General features: G+C 45.3%; 20 protein-coding genes and 1 pseudogene. 8 read left to right on the forward strand and 13 right to left on the reverse strand.

From position 1 onward, the window contains the following. Positions 1 to 34 precede the first annotated feature (34 nt). The 5 genes from ACFSRY_RS00090 to ACFSRY_RS00110 all read right to left on the reverse strand — a co-directional run bounded on the left by ACFSRY_RS00090 (position 35) and on the right by ACFSRY_RS00110 (position 3,385). Positions 35 to 805, reverse strand: a complete 771-nt coding sequence (locus tag ACFSRY_RS00090; protein ID WP_377501967.1) for a hypothetical protein — start codon at positions 803 to 805, stop codon at positions 35 to 37. Between the two features lie 215 nt (positions 806 to 1,020). Further along, positions 1,021 to 1,626, reverse strand: coding sequence for a YceI family protein (locus ACFSRY_RS00095; protein ID WP_377501970.1), 606 nt, complete (start codon positions 1,624 to 1,626; stop codon positions 1,021 to 1,023). A 99-nt stretch (positions 1,627 to 1,725) separates the two neighbouring features. Continuing rightward, positions 1,726 to 2,307 (reverse strand): DinB family protein, encoded by a 582-nt coding sequence (locus tag ACFSRY_RS00100; protein WP_377501973.1) that lies wholly within the window; start codon positions 2,305 to 2,307, stop codon positions 1,726 to 1,728. Beyond that, positions 2,308 to 2,727 carry a DUF4345 domain-containing protein gene (locus tag ACFSRY_RS00105; RefSeq protein WP_377501976.1) on the reverse strand — a complete coding sequence of 140 codons (420 nt, stop codon included), beginning with the start codon at positions 2,725 to 2,727 and terminating at the stop codon, positions 2,308 to 2,310. Between the two features lie 73 nt (positions 2,728 to 2,800). After that, positions 2,801 to 3,385 (reverse strand): Crp/Fnr family transcriptional regulator, encoded by a 585-nt coding sequence (locus tag ACFSRY_RS00110; protein ID WP_377501979.1) that lies wholly within the window; start codon positions 3,383 to 3,385, stop codon positions 2,801 to 2,803. A gap of 156 nt (positions 3,386 to 3,541) precedes the next feature. Between ACFSRY_RS00110 and ACFSRY_RS00115 the strand changes: the two genes are divergently transcribed. From ACFSRY_RS00115 to ACFSRY_RS00135, 5 genes are all read left to right on the forward strand, one after another. Then, complete coding sequence (locus ACFSRY_RS00115) at positions 3,542 to 4,411, forward strand: DUF5694 domain-containing protein (RefSeq protein WP_377501982.1); 870 nt, start codon at positions 3,542 to 3,544, stop codon at positions 4,409 to 4,411. 542 nt (positions 4,412 to 4,953) lie between these two features. Further along, the gene (locus ACFSRY_RS00120; RefSeq protein ID WP_377502510.1) at positions 4,954 to 5,718 is read left to right on the forward strand and encodes a helix-turn-helix domain-containing protein; all 765 of its coding nucleotides are present in this window, start codon (positions 4,954 to 4,956) and stop codon (positions 5,716 to 5,718) included. Between the two features lie 55 nt (positions 5,719 to 5,773). After that, the gene (locus tag ACFSRY_RS00125; RefSeq protein WP_377501985.1) at positions 5,774 to 6,298 is read left to right on the forward strand and encodes a hypothetical protein; all 525 of its coding nucleotides are present in this window, start codon (positions 5,774 to 5,776) and stop codon (positions 6,296 to 6,298) included. A gap of 431 nt (positions 6,299 to 6,729) precedes the next feature. Then, positions 6,730 to 6,906 (forward strand): hypothetical protein, encoded by a 177-nt coding sequence (locus ACFSRY_RS00130; protein ID WP_377501988.1) that lies wholly within the window; start codon positions 6,730 to 6,732, stop codon positions 6,904 to 6,906. 230 nt (positions 6,907 to 7,136) lie between these two features. Beyond that, positions 7,137 to 7,973 (forward strand): alpha/beta fold hydrolase, encoded by an 837-nt coding sequence (locus ACFSRY_RS00135; RefSeq protein ID WP_377501991.1) that lies wholly within the window; start codon positions 7,137 to 7,139, stop codon positions 7,971 to 7,973. Between the two features lie 131 nt (positions 7,974 to 8,104). On the opposite strand, the gene ACFSRY_RS00140 is transcribed toward ACFSRY_RS00135, so the two are convergent. Both ACFSRY_RS00140 and ACFSRY_RS00145 read right to left on the reverse strand, forming a co-directional pair. Continuing rightward, a complete protein-coding gene (locus ACFSRY_RS00140; RefSeq protein ID WP_377501994.1) occupies positions 8,105 to 8,326 on the reverse strand; it encodes a hypothetical protein in 222 nt (73 codons plus the stop codon). Between the two features lie 438 nt (positions 8,327 to 8,764). After that, on the reverse strand, positions 8,765 to 9,610 hold the full coding sequence (locus tag ACFSRY_RS00145) for a universal stress protein (protein WP_377501997.1): 846 nt from the start codon (positions 9,608 to 9,610) through the stop codon (positions 8,765 to 8,767). Positions 9,611 to 10,042: 432 nt separating this feature from the next. Here ACFSRY_RS00145 and ACFSRY_RS00150 point away from each other — a divergent pair, with 432 nt between their 5' ends. Next, positions 10,043 to 10,519 carry a hypothetical protein gene (locus ACFSRY_RS00150; protein WP_377502000.1) on the forward strand — a complete coding sequence of 159 codons (477 nt, stop codon included), beginning with the start codon at positions 10,043 to 10,045 and terminating at the stop codon, positions 10,517 to 10,519. 59 nt (positions 10,520 to 10,578) lie between these two features. Here ACFSRY_RS00150 and ACFSRY_RS00155 read toward each other — a convergent pair whose 3' ends face one another. Continuing rightward, positions 10,579 to 10,965, reverse strand: a complete 387-nt coding sequence (locus ACFSRY_RS00155; RefSeq protein ID WP_377502003.1) for a hypothetical protein — start codon at positions 10,963 to 10,965, stop codon at positions 10,579 to 10,581. A gap of 213 nt (positions 10,966 to 11,178) precedes the next feature. Here ACFSRY_RS00155 and ACFSRY_RS00160 point away from each other — a divergent pair, with 213 nt between their 5' ends. Continuing rightward, complete coding sequence (locus tag ACFSRY_RS00160; RefSeq protein WP_377502006.1) at positions 11,179 to 11,577, forward strand: hypothetical protein; 399 nt, start codon at positions 11,179 to 11,181, stop codon at positions 11,575 to 11,577. Positions 11,578 to 11,594: 17 nt separating this feature from the next. Here ACFSRY_RS00160 and ACFSRY_RS00165 read toward each other — a convergent pair. After that, positions 11,595 to 13,343: pseudogene (locus tag ACFSRY_RS00165) on the reverse strand (ABC transporter ATP-binding protein). A gap of 403 nt (positions 13,344 to 13,746) precedes the next feature. Continuing rightward, on the reverse strand, positions 13,747 to 14,475 hold the full coding sequence (locus ACFSRY_RS00170; protein WP_377502009.1) for a hypothetical protein: 729 nt from the start codon (positions 14,473 to 14,475) through the stop codon (positions 13,747 to 13,749). A gap of 472 nt (positions 14,476 to 14,947) precedes the next feature. On the opposite strand from ACFSRY_RS00170, the gene ACFSRY_RS00175 reads away from it, so the two are divergent. Further along, positions 14,948 to 15,355, forward strand: a complete 408-nt coding sequence (locus tag ACFSRY_RS00175) for a hypothetical protein (protein ID WP_377502012.1) — start codon at positions 14,948 to 14,950, stop codon at positions 15,353 to 15,355. A gap of 90 nt (positions 15,356 to 15,445) precedes the next feature. On the opposite strand, the gene ACFSRY_RS00180 is transcribed toward ACFSRY_RS00175, so the two are convergent. From ACFSRY_RS00180 to ACFSRY_RS00190, 3 genes are read right to left on the reverse strand one after another with little or no spacing between them, the layout of a single operon-like run. Beyond that, positions 15,446 to 17,656 (reverse strand): acylase, encoded by a 2,211-nt coding sequence (locus tag ACFSRY_RS00180; RefSeq protein ID WP_377502015.1) that lies wholly within the window; start codon positions 17,654 to 17,656, stop codon positions 15,446 to 15,448. A gap of 45 nt (positions 17,657 to 17,701) precedes the next feature. Further along, positions 17,702 to 18,226 carry a GNAT family N-acetyltransferase gene (locus tag ACFSRY_RS00185; RefSeq protein ID WP_377502018.1) on the reverse strand — a complete coding sequence of 175 codons (525 nt, stop codon included), beginning with the start codon at positions 18,224 to 18,226 and terminating at the stop codon, positions 17,702 to 17,704. A 57-nt stretch (positions 18,227 to 18,283) separates the two neighbouring features. Further along, positions 18,284 to 18,946: a hypothetical protein gene (locus ACFSRY_RS00190; protein ID WP_377502021.1), complete on the reverse strand. Its 663-nt coding sequence runs from the start codon at positions 18,944 to 18,946 to the stop codon at positions 18,284 to 18,286. Positions 18,947 to 19,006 lie beyond the last annotated feature (60 nt).

The raw sequence follows: 19,006 nt of genomic DNA on the forward strand, positions 1-19,006 counted from the left end.
CACACTCAGATGTGGTTAATAAGCGATAAGGCAATTATTCTTTACCAAGTGTAAATTCATACAACACCCGAACAGAAGCATCCCAGTCGGGACGGTTGATACTGCGACGCACACCTGCAATGACTTCCCAGCCATGAAAACGATTGACGGCAATTCCAGTACCTACATACCAGTCTGCTTCTTCGAGATAGGTGCCTGTTACCTCCAGCAGCGGGTGCCAGCGCCCGCTGCCGTATACAGCAGCAGCATTGTAAAACCAGTTGGCCTCGTCTGCCTGTAATTCGGCACCGCCACTTAAATGCAGTTGTGTTCGGCCGAACTGCCGTGCGTATAGCAACACTGGTGAGTAAGACAAATCGTCTTCTTCGATTCCTCCTACCTCTATGTCAGGTTTGTTTAGCGGAAGTTCAACATCCAGGGCAAAGGTGGCCGCCTGCTTTGAAGAATTGAAAATACAAATCATGGTGCCCATTTCCAGGCGATGGGAAGTATAGTTCCTGGCTGTTCCCCGTAAAAGGTTGTTCTCTAGTTCCGCAGATACCTGTAACCAATCCGTTATGCCATACTCCAGGTCCAGGCTCAGCGAGTTACCCACCTGAATGTCGAACTCAGTCCGGAAATAACTTAAAGTTGCCTGCACTTCGCGGCGCTCCTGCAGATACACGGCCTCTGAAAAAGAAAACTCCTGGATCAGCTGCTGAAAGCCCTGCTCTTCTTCCTCTTCCTGGGCAAAGGCGGTAACAGTACTACCAACAGATAGCAACAGGAAAAGGAAAAGGAAAAGGAACAGGGTTTGGTTTTTCATAGTCAAGTACCGCATGCTTATACTTGTACCAAAACACAGCTCCTGAAGTTACTCTGTACTGCTTGCTCAAACATGCAGCTCACACTTTTTAAAGAGCTATACCTTCTGAATAACACTGTACTTTCATCATACTTTAAAAAGCCAGAAGGGGCTACCTGCTTCAGGTGCCCCTTCTGGTAATGCGTTGAATTATGCTTTGCCTCAGACAAAACTACCTACTTCTTGTGTGCAGTAAGGTCAAATTCAATATCCACTTCCGGCAGGATATGGTGCTCGCCCAGCGCGGGATCGGCTGCGTAGTTCATGCCCCACTTGGTTCTGTCCAGCTTAAAGTTTGCATCCAGGTTCAGGTTACTTCCTTCCACCGCTATTTTGGCTGGGAACGTGATCGGGTGTGTCTGTCCCAGCATGGTAAAGTCGCCGGTAACGGTGTAGTTGGTACCTGCTGCTCCGTTGGTAAGTTCCTGCACCTTCGTGATCTTAAAGAAAGCCGTAGGGTGCAGTGCTAGGTTAAAGAAATCCGGGCTCTTGAGGTGCTCGAGCAACACAGGCTTTATGTGGTCAGGCAGATCGAAGTTTTCAATACTCGCAATTGGGATCGTGAAGGTACCAGACACCACCCTGCCATCTTCCACTTTTATGTCCTGGCTCTGCACGTTAAAAGAACCATCGTGAAACAGCACAGGACTGTAGCCTTTCCATTTTACTTTAGAGTTGCTCTGGTCCAAGGCATAGGTGCTTTTGCTTACTTCTTCCTTCTCGCAGCTGGTAAAGCAAAGGGCACTAAAAAGAACACACGCGGATAAAAATACTTTTTTCATAGTTTTATTTTGTTTGAGTTATAAAATGTTTTGGATTTATGATTTGAATAAGCACTTGCGCTCCCCTTCCGATAGAACAGCCGGAGATGTATAGCCTGGTTAAGGCTGGCCGCTGTTACACGCCATAGGCTCAGAGATATTCCTCCTTGCCTGTACCAGGTGCCTTTGATTGTGGGCTACCAGAAACTGCAGTACATCTCCCAGCTTCAGGTGCACCCAACTTAAGAAAGAAGCCGGTATCTGGATGCTACTTAAGTTGATGTCCTGACAGCTCCTCAGGCATAACAGGAGCTCCTCTTGCTGTTTGATAAACTCCCTGACTACGGCGTAAGCATCCAAGTTAGCAGGCGGTATGTGCGCTGCAATGGCTTTATACTTTTTGTACCCTCTGGCGGGGTCCATCATGTGTATGAATAACCTCCCGATGCAGCTACTCCTGAACGTTGCATCCACAGGCATTCCCTTCTGACATTTTGTGCCAGCCTTTATGCGTGGCAGGTAATAGTCGCCGTAGCTGTTGAGGTGTGCCAGGCACGCTGCTATACTCCACCCGCCGTTGGCTGCCTGCCTTAAAAGATCGCCTTCCGGCAGGTTCTGGAAAACGCTTACCGCTTCCTCTATGTGCCGCTCTACGGTGTCTTCCAGGTTTCGCAGCAGCTGCTCCTGGTTTACAGACTTCATTTATACTGCCTTATTTGTAGTCGCAGGTTTTCTGTTGGCCAGCGCCAGTACGAAAGCAAGTATAAAAAACACCGACTCTGTTATCAGCCACTGATTTCCAAAGTCACCGAGGGCCCCTTCTGCAAATATGGTGATGGTGCGCGACAAGGCATAAAAACCCCAGAGCAGGGACAAAAACAGCAGTCCTTTCTGCGTGTCGAACAGCATCAGGTAAAACAGGCTGAAAAAGAGCGTCATCCCCACGCCACCATACACTCCTCTTATGGAGCTGAAGGCATCGTTGTTGTTTAACTGCACGTTTACCAGGTCCATGACAGACTGCGGATTGGCAAAAGCCATAATGCTTACAGACAGCAGGCTTATCGCTGAGAGGAAAATAAAGCCTTTGGAGGCCAGGGTCACGGTTCTTTGCATCTTCATAACATTTTGGTTTAAGTTTATGCTACAAAGATGGCGTGCCTCGGAAAGACTATTCTTGGTAAATACCAAGATTTCAGATTCTCACTTTGTTGAGTAGTTTACTGAAGTTTGTCGGATCAATGCCTAAGTAATTGGCCAAGTACTTATGCGGCACCAGTTGCAAAATGTGGGGGCTGCGTTGCAGTAGTTTCCTGAACCGCTCTTCTGATGAATAACACTGCAACTCTACAAGGCGCTCTAACAAACCGGACAGATTATAGGAAAGCCCTTCCCTGATCATGGACTCGATAGCCGGCATGGCCTGCATGAACCGTTGAAGCTCCAGAAAAGGCACTCTTAAGAATACAGACGGGGTTAAGGTTTCATAGTAGTAACGGGAAGGCTGCTGCAACATTAAGGAATCGAGCACGCCGCCAAAGGACGGTTGATAGGTGAAAACAAGCGTCGCTTCCCGGTCCTGGTCATCGAAGTAATACACCCGCTGCACCCCATCCACTACAAAGTACAGGTAGTCCTCAACATCCCCGGCCAAGGTAATGGGTTCCTTCCTTTTAACAACATGTCGGGTCCAGGCAGAAGAGAAAGCCTCCCAGTCTTCTTCGGGCAAAGGACGGATGCTGGTAACCAGTTGTTTTAGCTTCTGAAGTTCTTCAACCATAGGTATGGGTTTCCTGTTGCTTTTAACTGCAATTTAACCTGGGTTTGTTTATTTGCCAATTATAACGATACTTCATTCCTCCAAAGAAAATAATATACCATCAGGCAACCGCCCTCCCCTGTTAACCATCTAATTAAAAGATCAACCCTACGAACTATGAAAAAGCTTTTACTCGCCGCAGCCTTTCTGGCAGGTAGTTGCCTCTCTCCTCTACTGGCACAACAAAATAATACAGTAGGCAAAGAAGGTAAGGCACAGGTGATGCTGTTGGGCACTTTCCATTTCGCCTATCCGAACCAGGATGTGATCAAAACCGACAAAACCGAACAACTGGACATTACCTCCCCTGAGAGCCAGCGGGACATAGGACGCATCACCAGACAGTTGGCCAAATTCAAACCTACCAAAATTGCCGTGGAGGCCTTCCCGGGGAAGCAGGCAAAGCTGGACTCGCTGTACCAGGCATACCTGGAGGGCCGCTATGAACTGGGCGTGAACGAGATATACCAGTTGGGCTTCAGGCTGGCGAAGCAACTGGGGCACCCGCGCGTATACGCCACCGACAGTTGGGGCAACCTGGACAGCTATCAGAAACCTGGCAGCGAAGAATTTGAAGTACGCGACGACATAAAAGAACGTATGGAAAAGTTCTGGGCATACAGGCAAAATACCGTTAAGGCCCGGGCCGAAGCCGAAAAGAAACAGGCAGGTACACAGCCGCGGTCCCTCTACAAAACCATACAACTAATGAACCAACCTGATGCCATTCGCAGAAACCACGAGAACTATTTCCGGGAGGCTTTTCAGTATGAGGAACAGCCCTACGATTATACCGGCGTAGACTGGTTCAGCGCCTCCTGGTTTAACCGCAACCTGCGCATCTTCCGCAATATTCAGCGCATCACCGAAAGCCCCAACGACCGCATCCTGGTGATCTATGGTGCCGACCACCTAGGTCCGCTACAGCAAGCCGTGGAAAGTTCGCCTACACATAAATTGGTGCCTGCACATAAATTGCTGCGGTAAGGGTTTGGTTTGAGCGGGGTTTGTGAGATTCTGTAGTTTCTCCTGGAAGTAGTTTGTTCGTGGTGTAATATGCCTGGGGTGTATGTATCATGCGGGTGTAATCATCCCCCTTCCAAGGTGGACTAATAAAAATGTGTTAGCGCTGTTAAAGGTTTGCCAGGGATTGATTTGTTTTGATTATGAGCACGAGCTGCAGTTTTATGCCAGTGAAGATAACTCTGGCAGGTTTACTTTATCGCCTGTAAAGTTTCAGCAGAACAGGAATGGAGAAAGAGCCTCCCTATTCTTTTCCTGAACTTATAGCACGGCACACAGGGTTTCACTAGTAATTAGTTAGTGAGCCTGTTTAGGGTTTAAGAACCCAAAGGAATTGCATTCCTACTAAACACACCATCTCCTCTATAAAAATTTTACGCGTTGACAGTGCGTGCGTACCAGAATCCCTGCTCCTTTTCCTGTTTAAATTACGTATATTGTTTCTACCTAATCACTAAGCTATGCTGTACCAGGAGATTACCCCACATCCCTAACTGACCCCATATATTCTAAACTACTGGATTTTTAAAATGCCACCTTACGAAGAACTGGGGCAACAGGAGGTGCAGCATGTGGCACCAGCCGACGGTTGCGTATCTATAGTGCTCATGGATAGGAAGCCGCAGCTCTTTAAGATGGCTCTTGTAACGGGCCCGACCACTGATATGATCCGGACTGTGGTGCAGCCGGACACTATTTATCTGGGTATCCGCTTTGTGCCCGGTATGTTCTGCGCTGTTTTTGATGTGAAAGACATTGACCTGAAGAACCAGAAGTTCCCGGCACAGCACTTGCTCCCTTACCTGGACCTACAGCCCCTGCTCCAGCACCTCTACTTCGATTTCAAAGACTTTGGCCTGATAGACGATTTCCTGCTAAACCTGCTGGCGCAGCACCCCCCTGTTCGTTACGATGAAGAAGTGAACCGGGCGGTGCAGCTGATCATGGCCTCTGCAGGGGGTGTGCTAGTGAAGCGTGTGCTAGAAAACGCATGCCTGAGCGAGCGGCAACTGCAGAAACGATTTAAGCGGAGCACGTACCTTTCTATGAAAGAGCTGGCAAAGATCTGCCGGCTACACCAGACTATTATTAAAGTACATCTTGAGAATAAGTCAATTTCGGATGCGGTGTACGAGTCGGGCTTTTTCGATCAGGCCCATTATAATCATAACTTTTACCAATCAACAGGGCGAAAACCTGAGGAATTTTACAAGTATATCAGCAGGATAAAACACGTGGATGTGAAGCCTGTAAGTAAGAACGAAAATTGACGGATTTTTACAATACACCCGAAAATAAAGACTATACCTTTGATCAAAAAACACTATGAAAAAGCTCGCGTTTATACTTTGTACGTTCCTGCTCAGCAGCTTCGCGAATGCACAGGCATCCCTTAAGCCTACCGTGCAGGAAAAAATGGAAGCACTTGAATGGGTCACCGGCAAATGGCAGGGTAGTGGCTGGATCAGCTTTGGCCCAAACCAGAAGCATACTTTTACCCAAACCGAAGATATCTCCTACAAGCTTGACAACACAGTGCTGCAGATAGAAGGCCTCGGCAGGAACGGTAATGACACTATACATAATGCTTTGGCCCTGATGACCTATGATCACGGCAAAAATGCCTATACATTCCACTCCTATACTTCTGAAGGCCGCTTTCAGACGAATGCAGACGTAACGGTAGCCGATAGAAAATTTATTTGGCAGATGAATAATAACCCAAACCGTAAAATCCGCTACACTATCTGGCTGGACGATAAAAACCAATGGCAGGAGATCGGGGAAATGAGTACGGACGGCCAGAACTGGAATAAGTTTTTTGAAATGACGCTGAAAAAGGTGAAATAGACTGAAGGTGTCCCATGTATTAAAAGCGGGCCTATGGTATAAAAACTTCTTTATTTCTGATAAAAATTTTGTTTCCAAATAATAGAAGGCAGCAGACCATCTACATCATCAAAACCTGTTTTAGAATATTATAGAAAATAGCTTAAAAACACCTTCTAACCGTGAATCCACCTCATTCACCTGAGGAAATCAACTCCTACTTTATAGAACAAATAAAAAAAATACGCCATTCCTGCGATAAATACAGAAAGGATCATCACTACCTGGAACCAAGGCGTAGAAAACCTGTTAACCCCGTTGACCCGTGAAAAAAGGCACCGTTCAGAACAGTTGTTAAAATAAATAACCACACTGATACATCCCAATGGCACCTTTCATAAAATACTCATTAATAATCCGTTTAATATGGATTAAACTGCGTAAATTAGAGTATGTCAGAAAATAAATTTCAAATAGGATCCGAAGTGTTCGCGAAAGTGAATCCGGATCTAAAGTTAACCATCCGTCAATACCTAAAGCGTATTTACTACTGTACTATAAACAGCAATCCTTCGCACAAGGACCTGGTATACTTCGAGCGTGAGTTAATACCTGTAACAATTAGATAGTATTTAAAGCCCCTGCTAAACACAGGGGCTTCTTTAATAGTATTCCTTCCTCTCTCGTTGTGTCTTTTCCCTTCTTGCAAAGCTACAGACTTTGTATGTGTTACTGCGTAATATCAAGCACACCAGCCCTTAACTCCCTTCTCAAAACATTACGTTTTAAGTTCAGTTAAAAGATTATGCCCATACCGGCTATGTGTATTTTATAAATCTAAAACCAAAGCAAACTTATTATGCCATTTATTGAAACAGAAGACATCCAGAGAGGAGAAAACGTTTACCTGAACTACCAGGACTACGGCGAGGGGCAGCCTGTTATCCTGATCCATGGTTGGCCGTTGAGCCACAAGATGTGGGAGAACCAGGTACAGGCCATTGTAGATGCAGGCTTTCGTTGCATCGCCTATGACCGCCGTGGTTTCGGCGACTCCGACCGGCCCTGGTTAAACTATGATTATACATCCCTGGCCCAGGACCTGCGGGGCCTGATAGAGCATCTTGACTTGCGGCATTGCGTGCTGGTTGGTTTCTCGATGGGCGGCGGTGAAGTAGTACGCTACCTGAGCATGTTTGGCGACGATCGTGTAGACAAGGCAGTGCTCATCAGCTCTATCATACCCCTTGTTAAAAAGACAGACAACAACCCGAATGGTGTTCCGGAAGACAAGCTGGACGAGATTATGGAAGCGCTCAAGACCAAACGGGTTACTTTCCTGGCTGAGTTTAGTAAGCAGTTCTACAACTACAGCGACAACAAGGACAAGGTAAGCGAAGAGCAGTTGAGGTATGACTGGGCCATTACTTCGGCAGCATCGCCACGTGCCACGATCGAAACAGCCAAAGCCTGGGCCAACACCGACTTCCGTCCGGAACTGCGTAACGTAACAGTGCCAACGCTGATCATACACGGAGAAGATGACCAGATCGTACCAATCGAAACAAGCAGCGACCAATCTTCTAAAGAGATCCGAAACAACAAGTATATCCAAATAAAAGATGCCCCACATGGGCTGTTCCTGACGCACAAAGAGGAGCTGAATACTGCTTTAATAGATTTCCTGAAAAGTTGATTATAACTGAGTTAGCTTAAAGCAAAACAGCCGCTGCGGATTACGTAGCGGCTGTTTTGTTAATACACTATTCCAGAAATTTCAGAACTAATACTATTCAGGTGGCGGTGCAGCCCTATCATTCTCTACTTTTACATGGGCGCCAAGGCTAACTTACGCGTATAGGTTCTCTCTGGCTCTACCTCATGTTTGAGGTTCAGTTTTCCTTTAGACGGTGGCAATAGGCTCTCCTTAACCTGCTTCCCTACCGGACCACTTACCAACAGATTTCCACCATCTACAATGTGTAGCGGCCCGGGTAATATAAAAAGTGCTGCGGATATTTGCTCCCAGAAAGACTTCAAATTTTTCATCTGAATATTCAGCAACAGGTTTTATATCCAGCATGATGTCCGCATTGAATATCAGTATGTCTAGTTTACCAAAAGCTTGTAGCGTGGCCTATATGGTTTCTTCTGCTTTACTTTTATACCTTAGATTTTTCTTCAGGCCCAGTACCTTAGTGCCATATTTACTTCGATCAAAGATTTACTTTAAAGGACTCATAGACTTTATAAAGGATGTTGACAAAGGAGAGGCGGTAAATTAATGTCACATCTCTTTCCTCCGCTGGGGTAATTATAAGTTCGGTTATTTATATTGAAGACAGATACACTTGAGTACAATGAAGTATAAGAAACTTTGCTATACCAAATGAGAAGAGCAGGCACATATGAGTACCTGCTCTTCTCGTTTTTATCTTACGATAAATGCTTCCTTCTGTTAGGATTAGGAGCTTATCTATTCATTCTTCAATCTGAGTTAGCAGGTCGCTGCAGATCCAGAAGCCTTCCGTTTTCTGGTAACGCCAGCATGGGAAGGTTAAGGTTGCGAAGCAGTTTAGCTGACACACTGTTGTGCGTCATCCTTTCAAGGAAAATCCTGTTTAGCATAGTAAAGGAAAGTAAACTGGTGTTGGTTTCATGAACAAAGCGGCTAATACCTTCAGCTACATTCTCATTTGCTATCTCTACGAATTGGATATCTGCCTGCGGAAACTGTTTTATCAGTTCTTCCTTCACATATTCATCATTAATAAGATCGGGCTGGCTTTTACTCTTTATGTGAAGAAATGTTAAAGTAGAGTTGAATAGCTCTTTCAACTGCATTAGCTGTAACACAGTTACTTGATCTCCGTTTTCAAAATCGGCGGCATACACAATGTGCTCAATCGGTTTTATAGTTCCACTTTCGGGTAGAACAAGCACAGAACAAAGGCCGCGCTTCGCAATAGCTTCTGTTCTGGTACCAAAAAACCTTTCCTTTAAACTTTTTTCTCCAGCAGTTGCCATTACCACTAAAGAAACCCCTAGTTCATCTATAGCATCCACTATCTCCTCTACTACATTACCTCCTTTAATTACAGGTTCTGTCATAGCACCCTCGCATTGTGATTTAGCCAGGAAGTTACTCATTTTTTGTTGGCACTCCTCATTGTGGGCTTTCTCCCTTGCGATAACAAAGCTAGGGAGGGCTGATTGATCATAAATGTGACAAACGATTACTTTCGCACCGACTTCTTTAGCCAGATCGCAGGCATAATCAAGTGCTCTAAGGGAACTATCAGAAAAATCAGTTGGAACCAAGAAAGTCTTCATGTGCATATAAGTTTAAGTTTATGACTATAGGTGTTTGAACTTCCTGTCTAAACACTAAGGTGCGTGCTACACTAGTATAATAAAATAGTGTATATCTATCTTATACATAATCTAAGTCAACCTATCTTCACTAGCAGAGCTGACAATTTTTACGAAAGAAAGATATAGTTAACTAGGATTTATTCCATTTATTTTTACAAAACACTTCCCTTCTGCCCTATATAAGCTCCAGAGTGTTTCATCTTTTAGCCTCTTTTTACGCTTGCTATTTTTCTTCTTCTCCTGATAAAGTCATTCATTATATTAAATTTCTAATAAACTATGCCTTAACACACGCGTACTATAGGAGCTATTAGCAAATAACCTATATAGAAACTTATGATATTAACTCTACACATAAATTCCCTTTCTTAAATTAAATTGAAAATTTTTATGAAAAAGTTAATATTAATACCTCTTTGCTTTTCCCTTTTCTTCACTTCTTGTAACGATGAAGAAAACGAAGTTGTCATTCCGGCGGTCTCAGAGATAGATGCTGACATGAGGGGCGACTGGACAAACACATCAGTTAAAAGAATTTACTACTCAGATACAGACACCATAATGTTTGCCGACTCCGTAGAACGTCGCGCTAATTTTAGTTTCAACGGTCAGAAAATGACCGTTACCCTGCCTGGTAGTTCTGAAACAGATGTGTGGAACTACAGTTTTCCGAAGGAAAACGATTCAACTTACATACAGCTGCGCCAGGGCTCTGAAACAACCGATTATATCATTACCTCTCTTTCAGATACAGAAATGATCTGGGTAGATGAAATAGATTGGGCGGGATTTCCGGAGGAAGTACCTGACGATCAAAAAACTACTTCCAAAAAAGGTGTTTACACCTGGAAGTTTGAAAGGAAGTAAAGACCAGGCGGACCAAGTAGAATGAAGAAGGCACGAGCTTACCGCCCGTGCCTTCTTCATTACACCTTCCCCATCACCAACTTGTAGATAAGGATCAGTACACTTATAACAACTATAGTGGTATAGATCTGCTTGTTATACCGGGCCAGCCAGTTAGGGAGGTAAATGTCAAAATTATCACGGGTAGAGGCAGAATATTTTCGGGCCACCACTGTTATGGGGCACATGTTTTTAAAAACAAGAAGTATAAGTCCCTCCAAAAGTATCAGTCCCAGGCAGATCCATACCCACTTATCAATTTTGTTTGTGACCACAGCATACAGCAGGTAGAAAATTACTATATTGAAGAAGACCCAGATCAGCGTATGCACTACCTTTATTAGAACAAGTGCCTTCTCCTTACTTAACAGTTTGCGTTGCTTCCGCACTTTCTCAGCGTGTTTCATAGGAATCCCTTATCTGTTTATATACTTAAAATATAGGTAAGAGATAAGCTAAAAAAATAGCTTTATCTACCGGAGACACATAACCTCTGAGCATTGTACAGGAGTAATTCAGAATATGGAAAGGGTGCTTTTAGCTACAGTAGTAGCCGTATTAAGTACATCCGGAAAAGACAATCTCCGTTAAAAGGAAAAAGAAAATTTAATTAAAATGGCATGAAGCAGAAACAGAAAGTCTTAACGTTGCTCCTATTCCTCTCCACTATCTTTATGACCAATTGTAAAACCGGGGGTACTCCTGCCGAATCTGAGGGGAGCCAAAGCCTTGCACCTCAAAGGGTAGACATACGAGGGGGTATTATTTCTTCCCAATATGGAGAGGGACAGGTGGTACTGGAGGTAGAGGGATTTGCTACGACCCCTGACTCCCGATATAACCGGGCCTATGTGCTTGTGCTGCCAACAACTCAAATCACGGGACCAAAGGGACAGTCGCTGAGCTTGAGCGAACTGCGTATGGGTCAGAACGTAGCCATTTTGCTCAGAGGCGGCGGCGAAGGGAACCGGGTAGGTCTGGGCGTTGCCCGCAGGGTTTGGATAGAAGACATATTTTAAGAGTTACCGCTTTTATTTTAAATTCTTGCCTGGTAAGTGTACAACTGGTAGTATCTCCCCTGCTTGTCTAGCAATTCTTCGTGCTTTCCTCTTTCAGCGATCTGCCCCTGTTCAATTACCAGGATCTGGTCGGCTTGGCGGATAGTGCTGAGGCGGTGGGCAATAACGAAGGTAGTGCGGCCCTGCATCAATGTTTTAAGGCTGGCCTGAATCAGGCTCTCGCTCTCGGTGTCCAGGTTGGAGGTTGCCTCGTCCAGGATCAGGATGCGCGGGTCGGCCAGTATTGCCCTGGCTATTGCAATGCGCTGGCGCTGCCCTCCTGATAATTTTACGCCTCTCTCCCCAATCAGTGTATCCAGCCCATCTTCGAAACGGTTGGTAAACTCCTGCACATAGGCCGCTTCAACGGCTTGCTGCAATTGGGTCTCCGTAGCACCCGGTCGTGGAAAAAGGATATTTTCGCGTATAGTGCCTTCAAACAGGAAATCGTCCTGCAGTACCACACCTAGCTGGCTTCGATAACTTTTAAGGCTGATGGTTTGCAGATCCTGCCCGTCTACGGTAATTGTGCCGCTGTCAGGGTTCAGAAAGGAAGCGGCCAGGCCGGCAATGGTAGTTTTGCCGGAGCCTGAAGAACCCACCAGTGCGGTAACGGTACCGGCAGGCGCATTGAAACTAACCTCCTTTACCACCTCTTTTCCTTCTTCATAGGCAAAAGAAACCTTATCAAAATTTATTTCGCCGCGGATGTGGTCGAGTTGCAGCTTTCTGTTGCCGGTGGCGTCTTCTACGGGTGTATTTAAAATCTCCTGCGTACGGTCAAGACCGGCGAAGGCTTCTGTAAACTGGCTCCCGATGTTGCTCATCTGCAGGATAGGCGCGATCATAAAGCCCAAGTATAAAGTAAAGGCCAGGAAATCTCCGAAGGTCAATTCGCCTTTCATGATCAGGTAACCACCAATCCCCATGATGCCTGCCGAAGCCAACCCCAGCAACAAAGTAGCCGATGAAGTAACCATACTGGTAGTGATCAGGCTCTTTTTCACGTTCAGAAAAAGACGGGTAACGCCATCTTCAAAAGTCTTTATCTCCTGCTCCTCGGCATTGAATCCTTAAATTACACGTACCCCTCCCAATGTCTCTGTCAGTCTGCCGGTTACTTCGGCATTGATCACACCACGCTCCCTGAAAATAGGTCGTATCTTACCAAAGGCCTTCAAAGAAATAAGTCCGAAAATTGCCACCGGGAACAAAACATACAAGGTCATAAGTGGGCTGATCACGATGAGCAGCACCAGGCAGATCAGCGAAGTAAGCACCCCTCCTATCATCTGGGCAAAGCCTGTACCTACCAGGTTTCGCACCCCTTCCACATCTGTCATGATGCGTGATACCAGCTCACCGGTTTTCGTATTGTCGAAAAAACGGATGGGCAGCTGGATAATATGCCGCTGCACTTTAGCCCGTAGCTGCGAAATAAGGTGCTGTGCCTCCACGCTAAGTATTTGTGTCAGGGCAAAAGACGTCACTGATTGAATAACGATAGCAGCAACAACAGCCAAAATTAACCACCTCAGCAAGGTACCATCTCCATTGGGAATCACATCATCGATAAGAAACTTACTGGCACCAGGCAACACCAATCCTGCTAACCGGCTGATAACAATCAGGACCAGTCCGCTGGTTAAGTACTTTCTTCGGGGCCAGATGATGGTTTTGAAAACCTGTGCTACGGTAACGTTCTGAAGCTTTTTTGATTTAGACATGCATTTGTGATATGGATCCCAAGGTACGACTATTTTAGTAACACGGCACAAGCATGCCAGCACCCTGTGCTTCGGGTGTAGCTGCGTTAATCATTGGCCTGAACAGAGTTAAAATGGCTCCTGCAAGAGTACTTGCTAAAATTAATTCATCCGCTGATGTTCCGGGTAGCCCAAGACTATACTCTTATTATAGTTACAGAATTACCTTATGGGCTTTTAAGCGACAAAACCAAAAAAGAACACCCTGCAGAACATTATTGTCTGGCAGGGTGTTCTTAAAATGATGATCCCTTTGTAGGGTATGTCTATAGTACTCATGGGAAGTATTTTGCAAATGCATAGGACTTCCACCATACAGAAAGCCACTGCTTAATGGCAGTGGCTTTCTGTATTTCAGATTTTACTAGTAGTATCTGTTCAGTTCATCTCTTCTATTCCCTGAGCTGTACCAGTTGTCTTCATGTCTGCTGTCACGACTGTATGTTTTGTCTCTGTCACGACCATAGTTACCGGAATAACTTGTGCCGCCGCTGTAACTTCTGTCGTTATAACGTGATTTACCGTAGCCAACACCGGAACCGGAGTAATAGGAGGATTGGTCGTTCATGGAGCCACGCCTACTGTCACTGTCTAAGTCCCTGCGGCTACCAAAAGTGCCATCATAGTATGAAGTAAGGTACCCCTGGCGTCGGTTACCCTGCTGTTCCTGATTTCTGTACCTGTCATTGTCACGGTCACCCCAGTTCATATCCTGGTTTGATCTGTAGTTACTGTTTCTGTCGCGGTCGTAGTTACTGGAGTAGTCTCTCTCGCGATCATAGTCGTGGGAGTAGTTTCTGTCACGGTCGTATCTATCCCATTGGTGCTTGTCCGGGTCTCTGAAGCCACCTTCATCTCTTCTGTATTGTTCATAGGCACCGCCCATATTACCTTCGTGGTAGGTGTGCTCACGCCGGCCTCTGTCACTGTACTCATCTCCATAGCCTCTTTCGCGCTGGTAGTCTCTCTCGAATTTATTTGTCAGGTTTCTGGCACTGTGGTAATGCTCATCATCTTTGCTATAACCCTCATACCGGCTATAATCAAGTCCGTAGTCGTTGCGGTCGTAGTGATCTCTGTCTCGTCTGTCCATAGTTCTGTGTTAGATTTGGTTACAAATTTGTTTTCTTTCATAAATAAACGACTCCAGGCATTTACGGTTTTGATTACATCAGAATCACACGCATTTGGAGAAAAGCCCCAGAGGTTGATATTAGGCATTTACGGCATCAAATTAAGGGCTGCACCCTGGCCAGGTTTTCCAGTAATTTCATGACAAGCTGCAGCTTGCTCCTGCTCCAGAGCAAGGGTAACTGAGTTATCTTAAAAAGGTCTTTGAAACAAAAACAGCAGAAGCAGGTTATTGCTTTTCAAAAAAGAGCAAGAGAGTATTACTTCCTCCTAATTAACAGGTGTTTCATTATTGTGAGTCTTTATCAACAAAACCTGATAGAAATAGACCTGCTAAAACCTAACATCAAACGTGAGGCGGGAAAATTAGGAAAAGTGTACTTTATAATTAACTTTACCAGGACTTAAATTAAATGCGGATTTTTACTCTATAAATGATTGATTTCGAGAACGATTACCTGCACATCTGGGTAGACCAGGAAGTACACTTGATGCATTCGGATTGGCTGCGTAAGGTGTCCAGCGAGGAGTACAGGCAGGGAAATGACATCCTCATCAACATCTTAAGACAATATGACATCAGGTACTGGATTGCAGATTCATCTAAGTTGGGAGACATTACAAAGGAAGATCAGCTGTATACCATACAAGTGATGGTGCCGCAAATAGGTTCTACAGGATTAAAGAAGATAGGGCGTATAAGCGGGGAAGACCGGGTGAGTATCCAAAAATTCAGGGAGTTTATGGCAAAAGCAGTCACACCAGAGTTAAAGGACCTGGAGGTTCGGCAGTTCGAAAGTTACAAAGAAGCAGCAGACTGGATAGGAAACATACATCCTTAAGTAACTTCTGTTATCCTCCCACTAACCATAAAGCAAAAATCCCCTGAAGTTTAAAATAACAACTTCAGGGGATTTTTGCTTCACCATATTTTACTTTGCTTCTTCCTGTCCGGGATGATATGTTTTCCTGGCTCTCTTCTCCACATCCTCCCGATAGTAAGCCACATCCTTGAATTTAATGTCAGCATACCGCTGTGCCTGGTCAGCGAAATGGGGTGAGGCAGGGTTTCCGCTCTGCCCCCCGGCGAGCATTGTCTTTGCCTTTACCTTATCTCCAAATTCCACTACCGCCACAAAGCTATTGCCGGAGGTGCCATATAAACGTTTTGTGTTATAGGTGTTTGCTCCATAAGAGGCCAGTGCTCCCCAATTTCCGGAAGCCATTCCTACAGGTATACTCGGCTTAGTATCGTTAAAAGCCTGTTGAATGTCTCCGTTAATGCGCTGGTATCGGTTGATCTCGCCCCATGGCGTATTCCATTGGCCAAAATCTTTTTCAATCTGGGTTAAAGTCTGGCGGAAAAGCTCCAGCCGCTCTTCCTCTGGTGAAATTTTGCTGTAATACTCAAACCGCTCCATCAGATTTAGCCCTTTAGGAGCGCTTCCATTTCTAAGAGAGTTAGTAGCATAAAAGTGAGCCAGCGACATAGCCACAGACTCTTTAGACACGGCATAGTTCCAGTTGCGCATTACTTCGATGGCTTCCTTCAGATTTGGGTCATTTGGCTGCTGCTTGTCATATGCTTTTACTAGTCCCGGAATCAACACTTCAAAACCCGGCAGGTATGGATCATAAGCAAGCTCTATGAGTTTGTCCAGCGTCAGGTTGTCCGCTTTCTCCAGCAGACGAATAGCATGAACGCCACGATAGTTTTCGGGCGAAGGAGCCATATAAACCGGATAGTCTTCTTTCTTCGGGCTGAATTCTGCGGCACTTGTAAAAGGGGTGGAATTGCAGTTTTGTATCCAGCCGTTTGGTGGGTTGATTACTCTGATTGTTTCCTCTAAAGAGTGCAGACCATTCCAGTCCGTTTTAGGATTACTGCCATCAACCGGCTTGGAATAATCAAAAGAGGTATCACGTTTTGGAAAGAAATTTCCGTGATAGTAGGCTATATTACCATCTGCATCAGCATACACGGTAGCATTGGAGGAGTTTGTGCGCATCTCCATCATTTCATTAAACTCCTTCAGGTTGCTTTTCTTGGTCCTGGTGTAGGATTGAATCAATGCATCTACTGGCTTCCACATCAAAGCTGTTGCCACCCATTTATCACCATTCTTATGCGTTATGGGGCCGTGGTGCGTGCGGTAAGTAGTAAATGTTTTCTGCTTTCGCTCCTCTCCATCTTTGAAGTATAAAGCTACCTCAGAGGTTGTTACAGGCCTGAGCTCTTCTCCATACTTATAATACAGCTTCCCATCCTGCTTCACAATCGTTTCTTCAAACTCATCAATTACATCTGCATAAGCAGAAGTGTGCATCCAGCCGGTCTTTTCGTTGAAGCCCTGGTATACAAAGAATTGTCCCCAGGTAACGGCACCATAAGCATTCAATCCTTCTTCGCTCACTGCATGTACTTCGCCGCGGAAAAAGAAGGAAGTATGCGGGTTGATCAGCAGCATCGCATTTCCGGAAGCCGTGTGTTTGCCGGAGATAGAAAAGCCATTGGAACCTTTAGGTTCCTCCAGCAGAGCCGGCTGCACTAAGCCATGGCCGTAGCTGTTTAGTCCCAGCGATTTATTATCCTCATAAAAAGCTTTGATTCCTTTTGTAGATACACTTTCTATGTCGCCTCCAATAGATCCTTCACTGAAGTACATCGGCATCCAGGGCTCGAAGCGTGTAAGCAGCCTGGGTTTTACCTCCGGATGAGTGTACAGGTAATAGTTAATACCGTCGGCAAAGGCCTGGCATAGTTCTTTCAGCCACTCCGGGCTCTGTTCATACTGCGCAATGGCCTCTTCTTCTGACATATACAGGCGGGCACGAAGGTCACTATACAGCATTTCCTCCCCTTCTACTTCTGCCAACCGGCCTATGGCCCACAGGTAGTTTCGCTCTACCCTGTTGAAGTCGTCTTCACACTGGGCATACAGCAACCCGAATACAGCGTCTGCATCTGTTTTACCATACACGTGCGGTACACCAAAATCATCCCGAATGATGGTTACGCGCTCTGCCTGCTCCTCCCACTTTGCCACCTCCGTAGCGGAGTCGGTTTTGCCCTTCAGGGTACAGGAGGAAAGAAGAATAATGAAAAGGAAAAGGAATCCCTGGCTTTTCAGAAAGTGTCTCATGAATTGGTTGGATAAGAAGAAACGATCTACCAATTTAAATATAATTTAGTTCTGGATAAAATGGTTCTTATCCAGTCTCCACCAGATCATATTTTCTTCCTGCTTATACCTTACAAACGTGTTCTTTTCCAAGGTTCGGTGGGAGGCCAGGTTATCTTTTTCTGTTTCGCCTAAAACTGCTGTAACGCCTGGCTGAGAAAATGCCCAGGTCACTATAGCTTTTATGGCTTCTGTCATGTAGCCTTTCCCCTGGTAAGCATCGTAGGTTCCATAGCCAATTTCTACTTGTCCTTTATCTGTTGGTTCGCCTTTAAAACAAAGATCAGCTACCATTTGGTTATGTTCTTTGCTGATAATGGTCCAAAGTGTGGTGAAGAGGTAATTCTTAGATTTGTCTGCGACAGCAGGCAAAATGGTTTCCTGAAAAGCCTCCGCCAGCTCCTGCGGAATAACCCGCTGCGCTCTGGCTAAGCCCAATTCTTCCTCCAGTTTATTATCCGCCTGCAGGTACAGCTCCAACTGGTTGTGGGTCAGGGGTAGCAGTAGCAAACGATCTGTTGTGAGCTTCATCAGTAGCAATTTAGAAACTGCAATATCTAAATTGTTTTGGAGAAGCAAAAAGGTGGTTTATCTTCTAACTGAAAAACCAACTCCCACTGTAATAAACCACTCGGAAAAGTCATGTGTCTTGACTCCTCCCCTAATGTTAATGCCCTTTATATCGCCTATTAGTCCAGCATCAAAAACAGGGGCCCAGGAAGTCTCATCTGTGTTTCGGGCCCACTCTTTCTCCTGTTTATATATGCCGGTACCCATAGATGCTTCTGCCTCCCAATAAACAGGATTATAGGCAGCCCCGCCTCCGGCATATATCCAGACAGGGTAAATCAGCTTTTTGGTGAAACCGAAAACTCCTTCTGCGTTGCCGGTACTGGTCCTCTCTGTAAAGCGGACATTACCATTTACATCTCCTGACACGTCACCATTACCGTCCACCGTAAAATAAGAGCCATGTTTGAAAATTTCAGCATCAGCTCTGGCTGTAAAATATAGCCCTATATTTTTTTTATTTATGGTGCCATAAGTCATCCCAAAGGTGCTCATCCTGTCGTGTACCAAAGCAAAAAAGAACCTGTCCTGCATCCCTAAGCGGGCTTCTTCTTCCAGAACAATTTGCAACTCTTCTTCCAGCGCTTTCCTGTTTTCAAGAGAATCAGTCTCCTGTGCCTGTGCCAGCTGACCACCGATCAGCAAAAGGAAAAGAATAATGAATTTTATAAGTGCTTTCATAAGGACTTTATCATCTTTGGTTAAGCTATATATGTCAGGCATTATATCTATAATAGAACC

The organism is Pontibacter locisalis, assembly GCF_042684605.1.
GTDB classification, from domain to species: Bacteria; Bacteroidota; Bacteroidia; order Cytophagales; family Hymenobacteraceae; genus Pontibacter; species Pontibacter locisalis.

Excerpts from the sequence above, each read along its gene's own strand:
- ACFSRY_RS00090 (WP_377501967.1), bottom strand. The coding sequence starts at position 805 with ATGAAAAACCAAACCCTGTTCCTTTTCCTTTTCCTTTTCCTGTTGCTA.
- ACFSRY_RS00095 (WP_377501970.1), bottom strand. The coding sequence starts at position 1,626 with ATGAAAAAAGTATTTTTATCCGCGTGTGTTCTTTTTAGTGCCCTTTGC.
- ACFSRY_RS00100 (WP_377501973.1), bottom strand. The coding sequence starts at position 2,307 with ATGAAGTCTGTAAACCAGGAGCAGCTGCTGCGAAACCTGGAAGACACC.
- ACFSRY_RS00105 (WP_377501976.1), bottom strand. The coding sequence starts at position 2,727 with ATGAAGATGCAAAGAACCGTGACCCTGGCCTCCAAAGGCTTTATTTTC.
- ACFSRY_RS00110 (WP_377501979.1), bottom strand. The coding sequence starts at position 3,385 with ATGGTTGAAGAACTTCAGAAGCTAAAACAACTGGTTACCAGCATCCGT.
- ACFSRY_RS00115 (WP_377501982.1), top strand. The coding sequence starts at position 3,542 with ATGAAAAAGCTTTTACTCGCCGCAGCCTTTCTGGCAGGTAGTTGCCTC.
- ACFSRY_RS00125 (WP_377501985.1), top strand. The coding sequence starts at position 5,774 with ATGAAAAAGCTCGCGTTTATACTTTGTACGTTCCTGCTCAGCAGCTTC.
- ACFSRY_RS00130 (WP_377501988.1), top strand. The coding sequence starts at position 6,730 with ATGTCAGAAAATAAATTTCAAATAGGATCCGAAGTGTTCGCGAAAGTG.
- ACFSRY_RS00135 (WP_377501991.1), top strand. The coding sequence starts at position 7,137 with ATGCCATTTATTGAAACAGAAGACATCCAGAGAGGAGAAAACGTTTAC.
- ACFSRY_RS00140 (WP_377501994.1), bottom strand. The coding sequence starts at position 8,326 with ATGAAAAATTTGAAGTCTTTCTGGGAGCAAATATCCGCAGCACTTTTT.
- ACFSRY_RS00145 (WP_377501997.1), bottom strand. The coding sequence starts at position 9,610 with ATGAAGACTTTCTTGGTTCCAACTGATTTTTCTGATAGTTCCCTTAGA.
- ACFSRY_RS00150 (WP_377502000.1), top strand. The coding sequence starts at position 10,043 with ATGAAAAAGTTAATATTAATACCTCTTTGCTTTTCCCTTTTCTTCACT.
- ACFSRY_RS00155 (WP_377502003.1), bottom strand. The coding sequence starts at position 10,965 with ATGAAACACGCTGAGAAAGTGCGGAAGCAACGCAAACTGTTAAGTAAG.
- ACFSRY_RS00160 (WP_377502006.1), top strand. The coding sequence starts at position 11,179 with ATGAAGCAGAAACAGAAAGTCTTAACGTTGCTCCTATTCCTCTCCACT.
- ACFSRY_RS00170 (WP_377502009.1), bottom strand. The coding sequence starts at position 14,475 with ATGGACAGACGAGACAGAGATCACTACGACCGCAACGACTACGGACTT.
- ACFSRY_RS00175 (WP_377502012.1), top strand. The coding sequence starts at position 14,948 with ATGATTGATTTCGAGAACGATTACCTGCACATCTGGGTAGACCAGGAA.
- ACFSRY_RS00180 (WP_377502015.1), bottom strand. The coding sequence starts at position 17,656 with ATGAGACACTTTCTGAAAAGCCAGGGATTCCTTTTCCTTTTCATTATT.
- ACFSRY_RS00185 (WP_377502018.1), bottom strand. The coding sequence starts at position 18,226 with ATGAAGCTCACAACAGATCGTTTGCTACTGCTACCCCTGACCCACAAC.
- ACFSRY_RS00190 (WP_377502021.1), bottom strand. The coding sequence starts at position 18,946 with ATGAAAGCACTTATAAAATTCATTATTCTTTTCCTTTTGCTGATCGGT.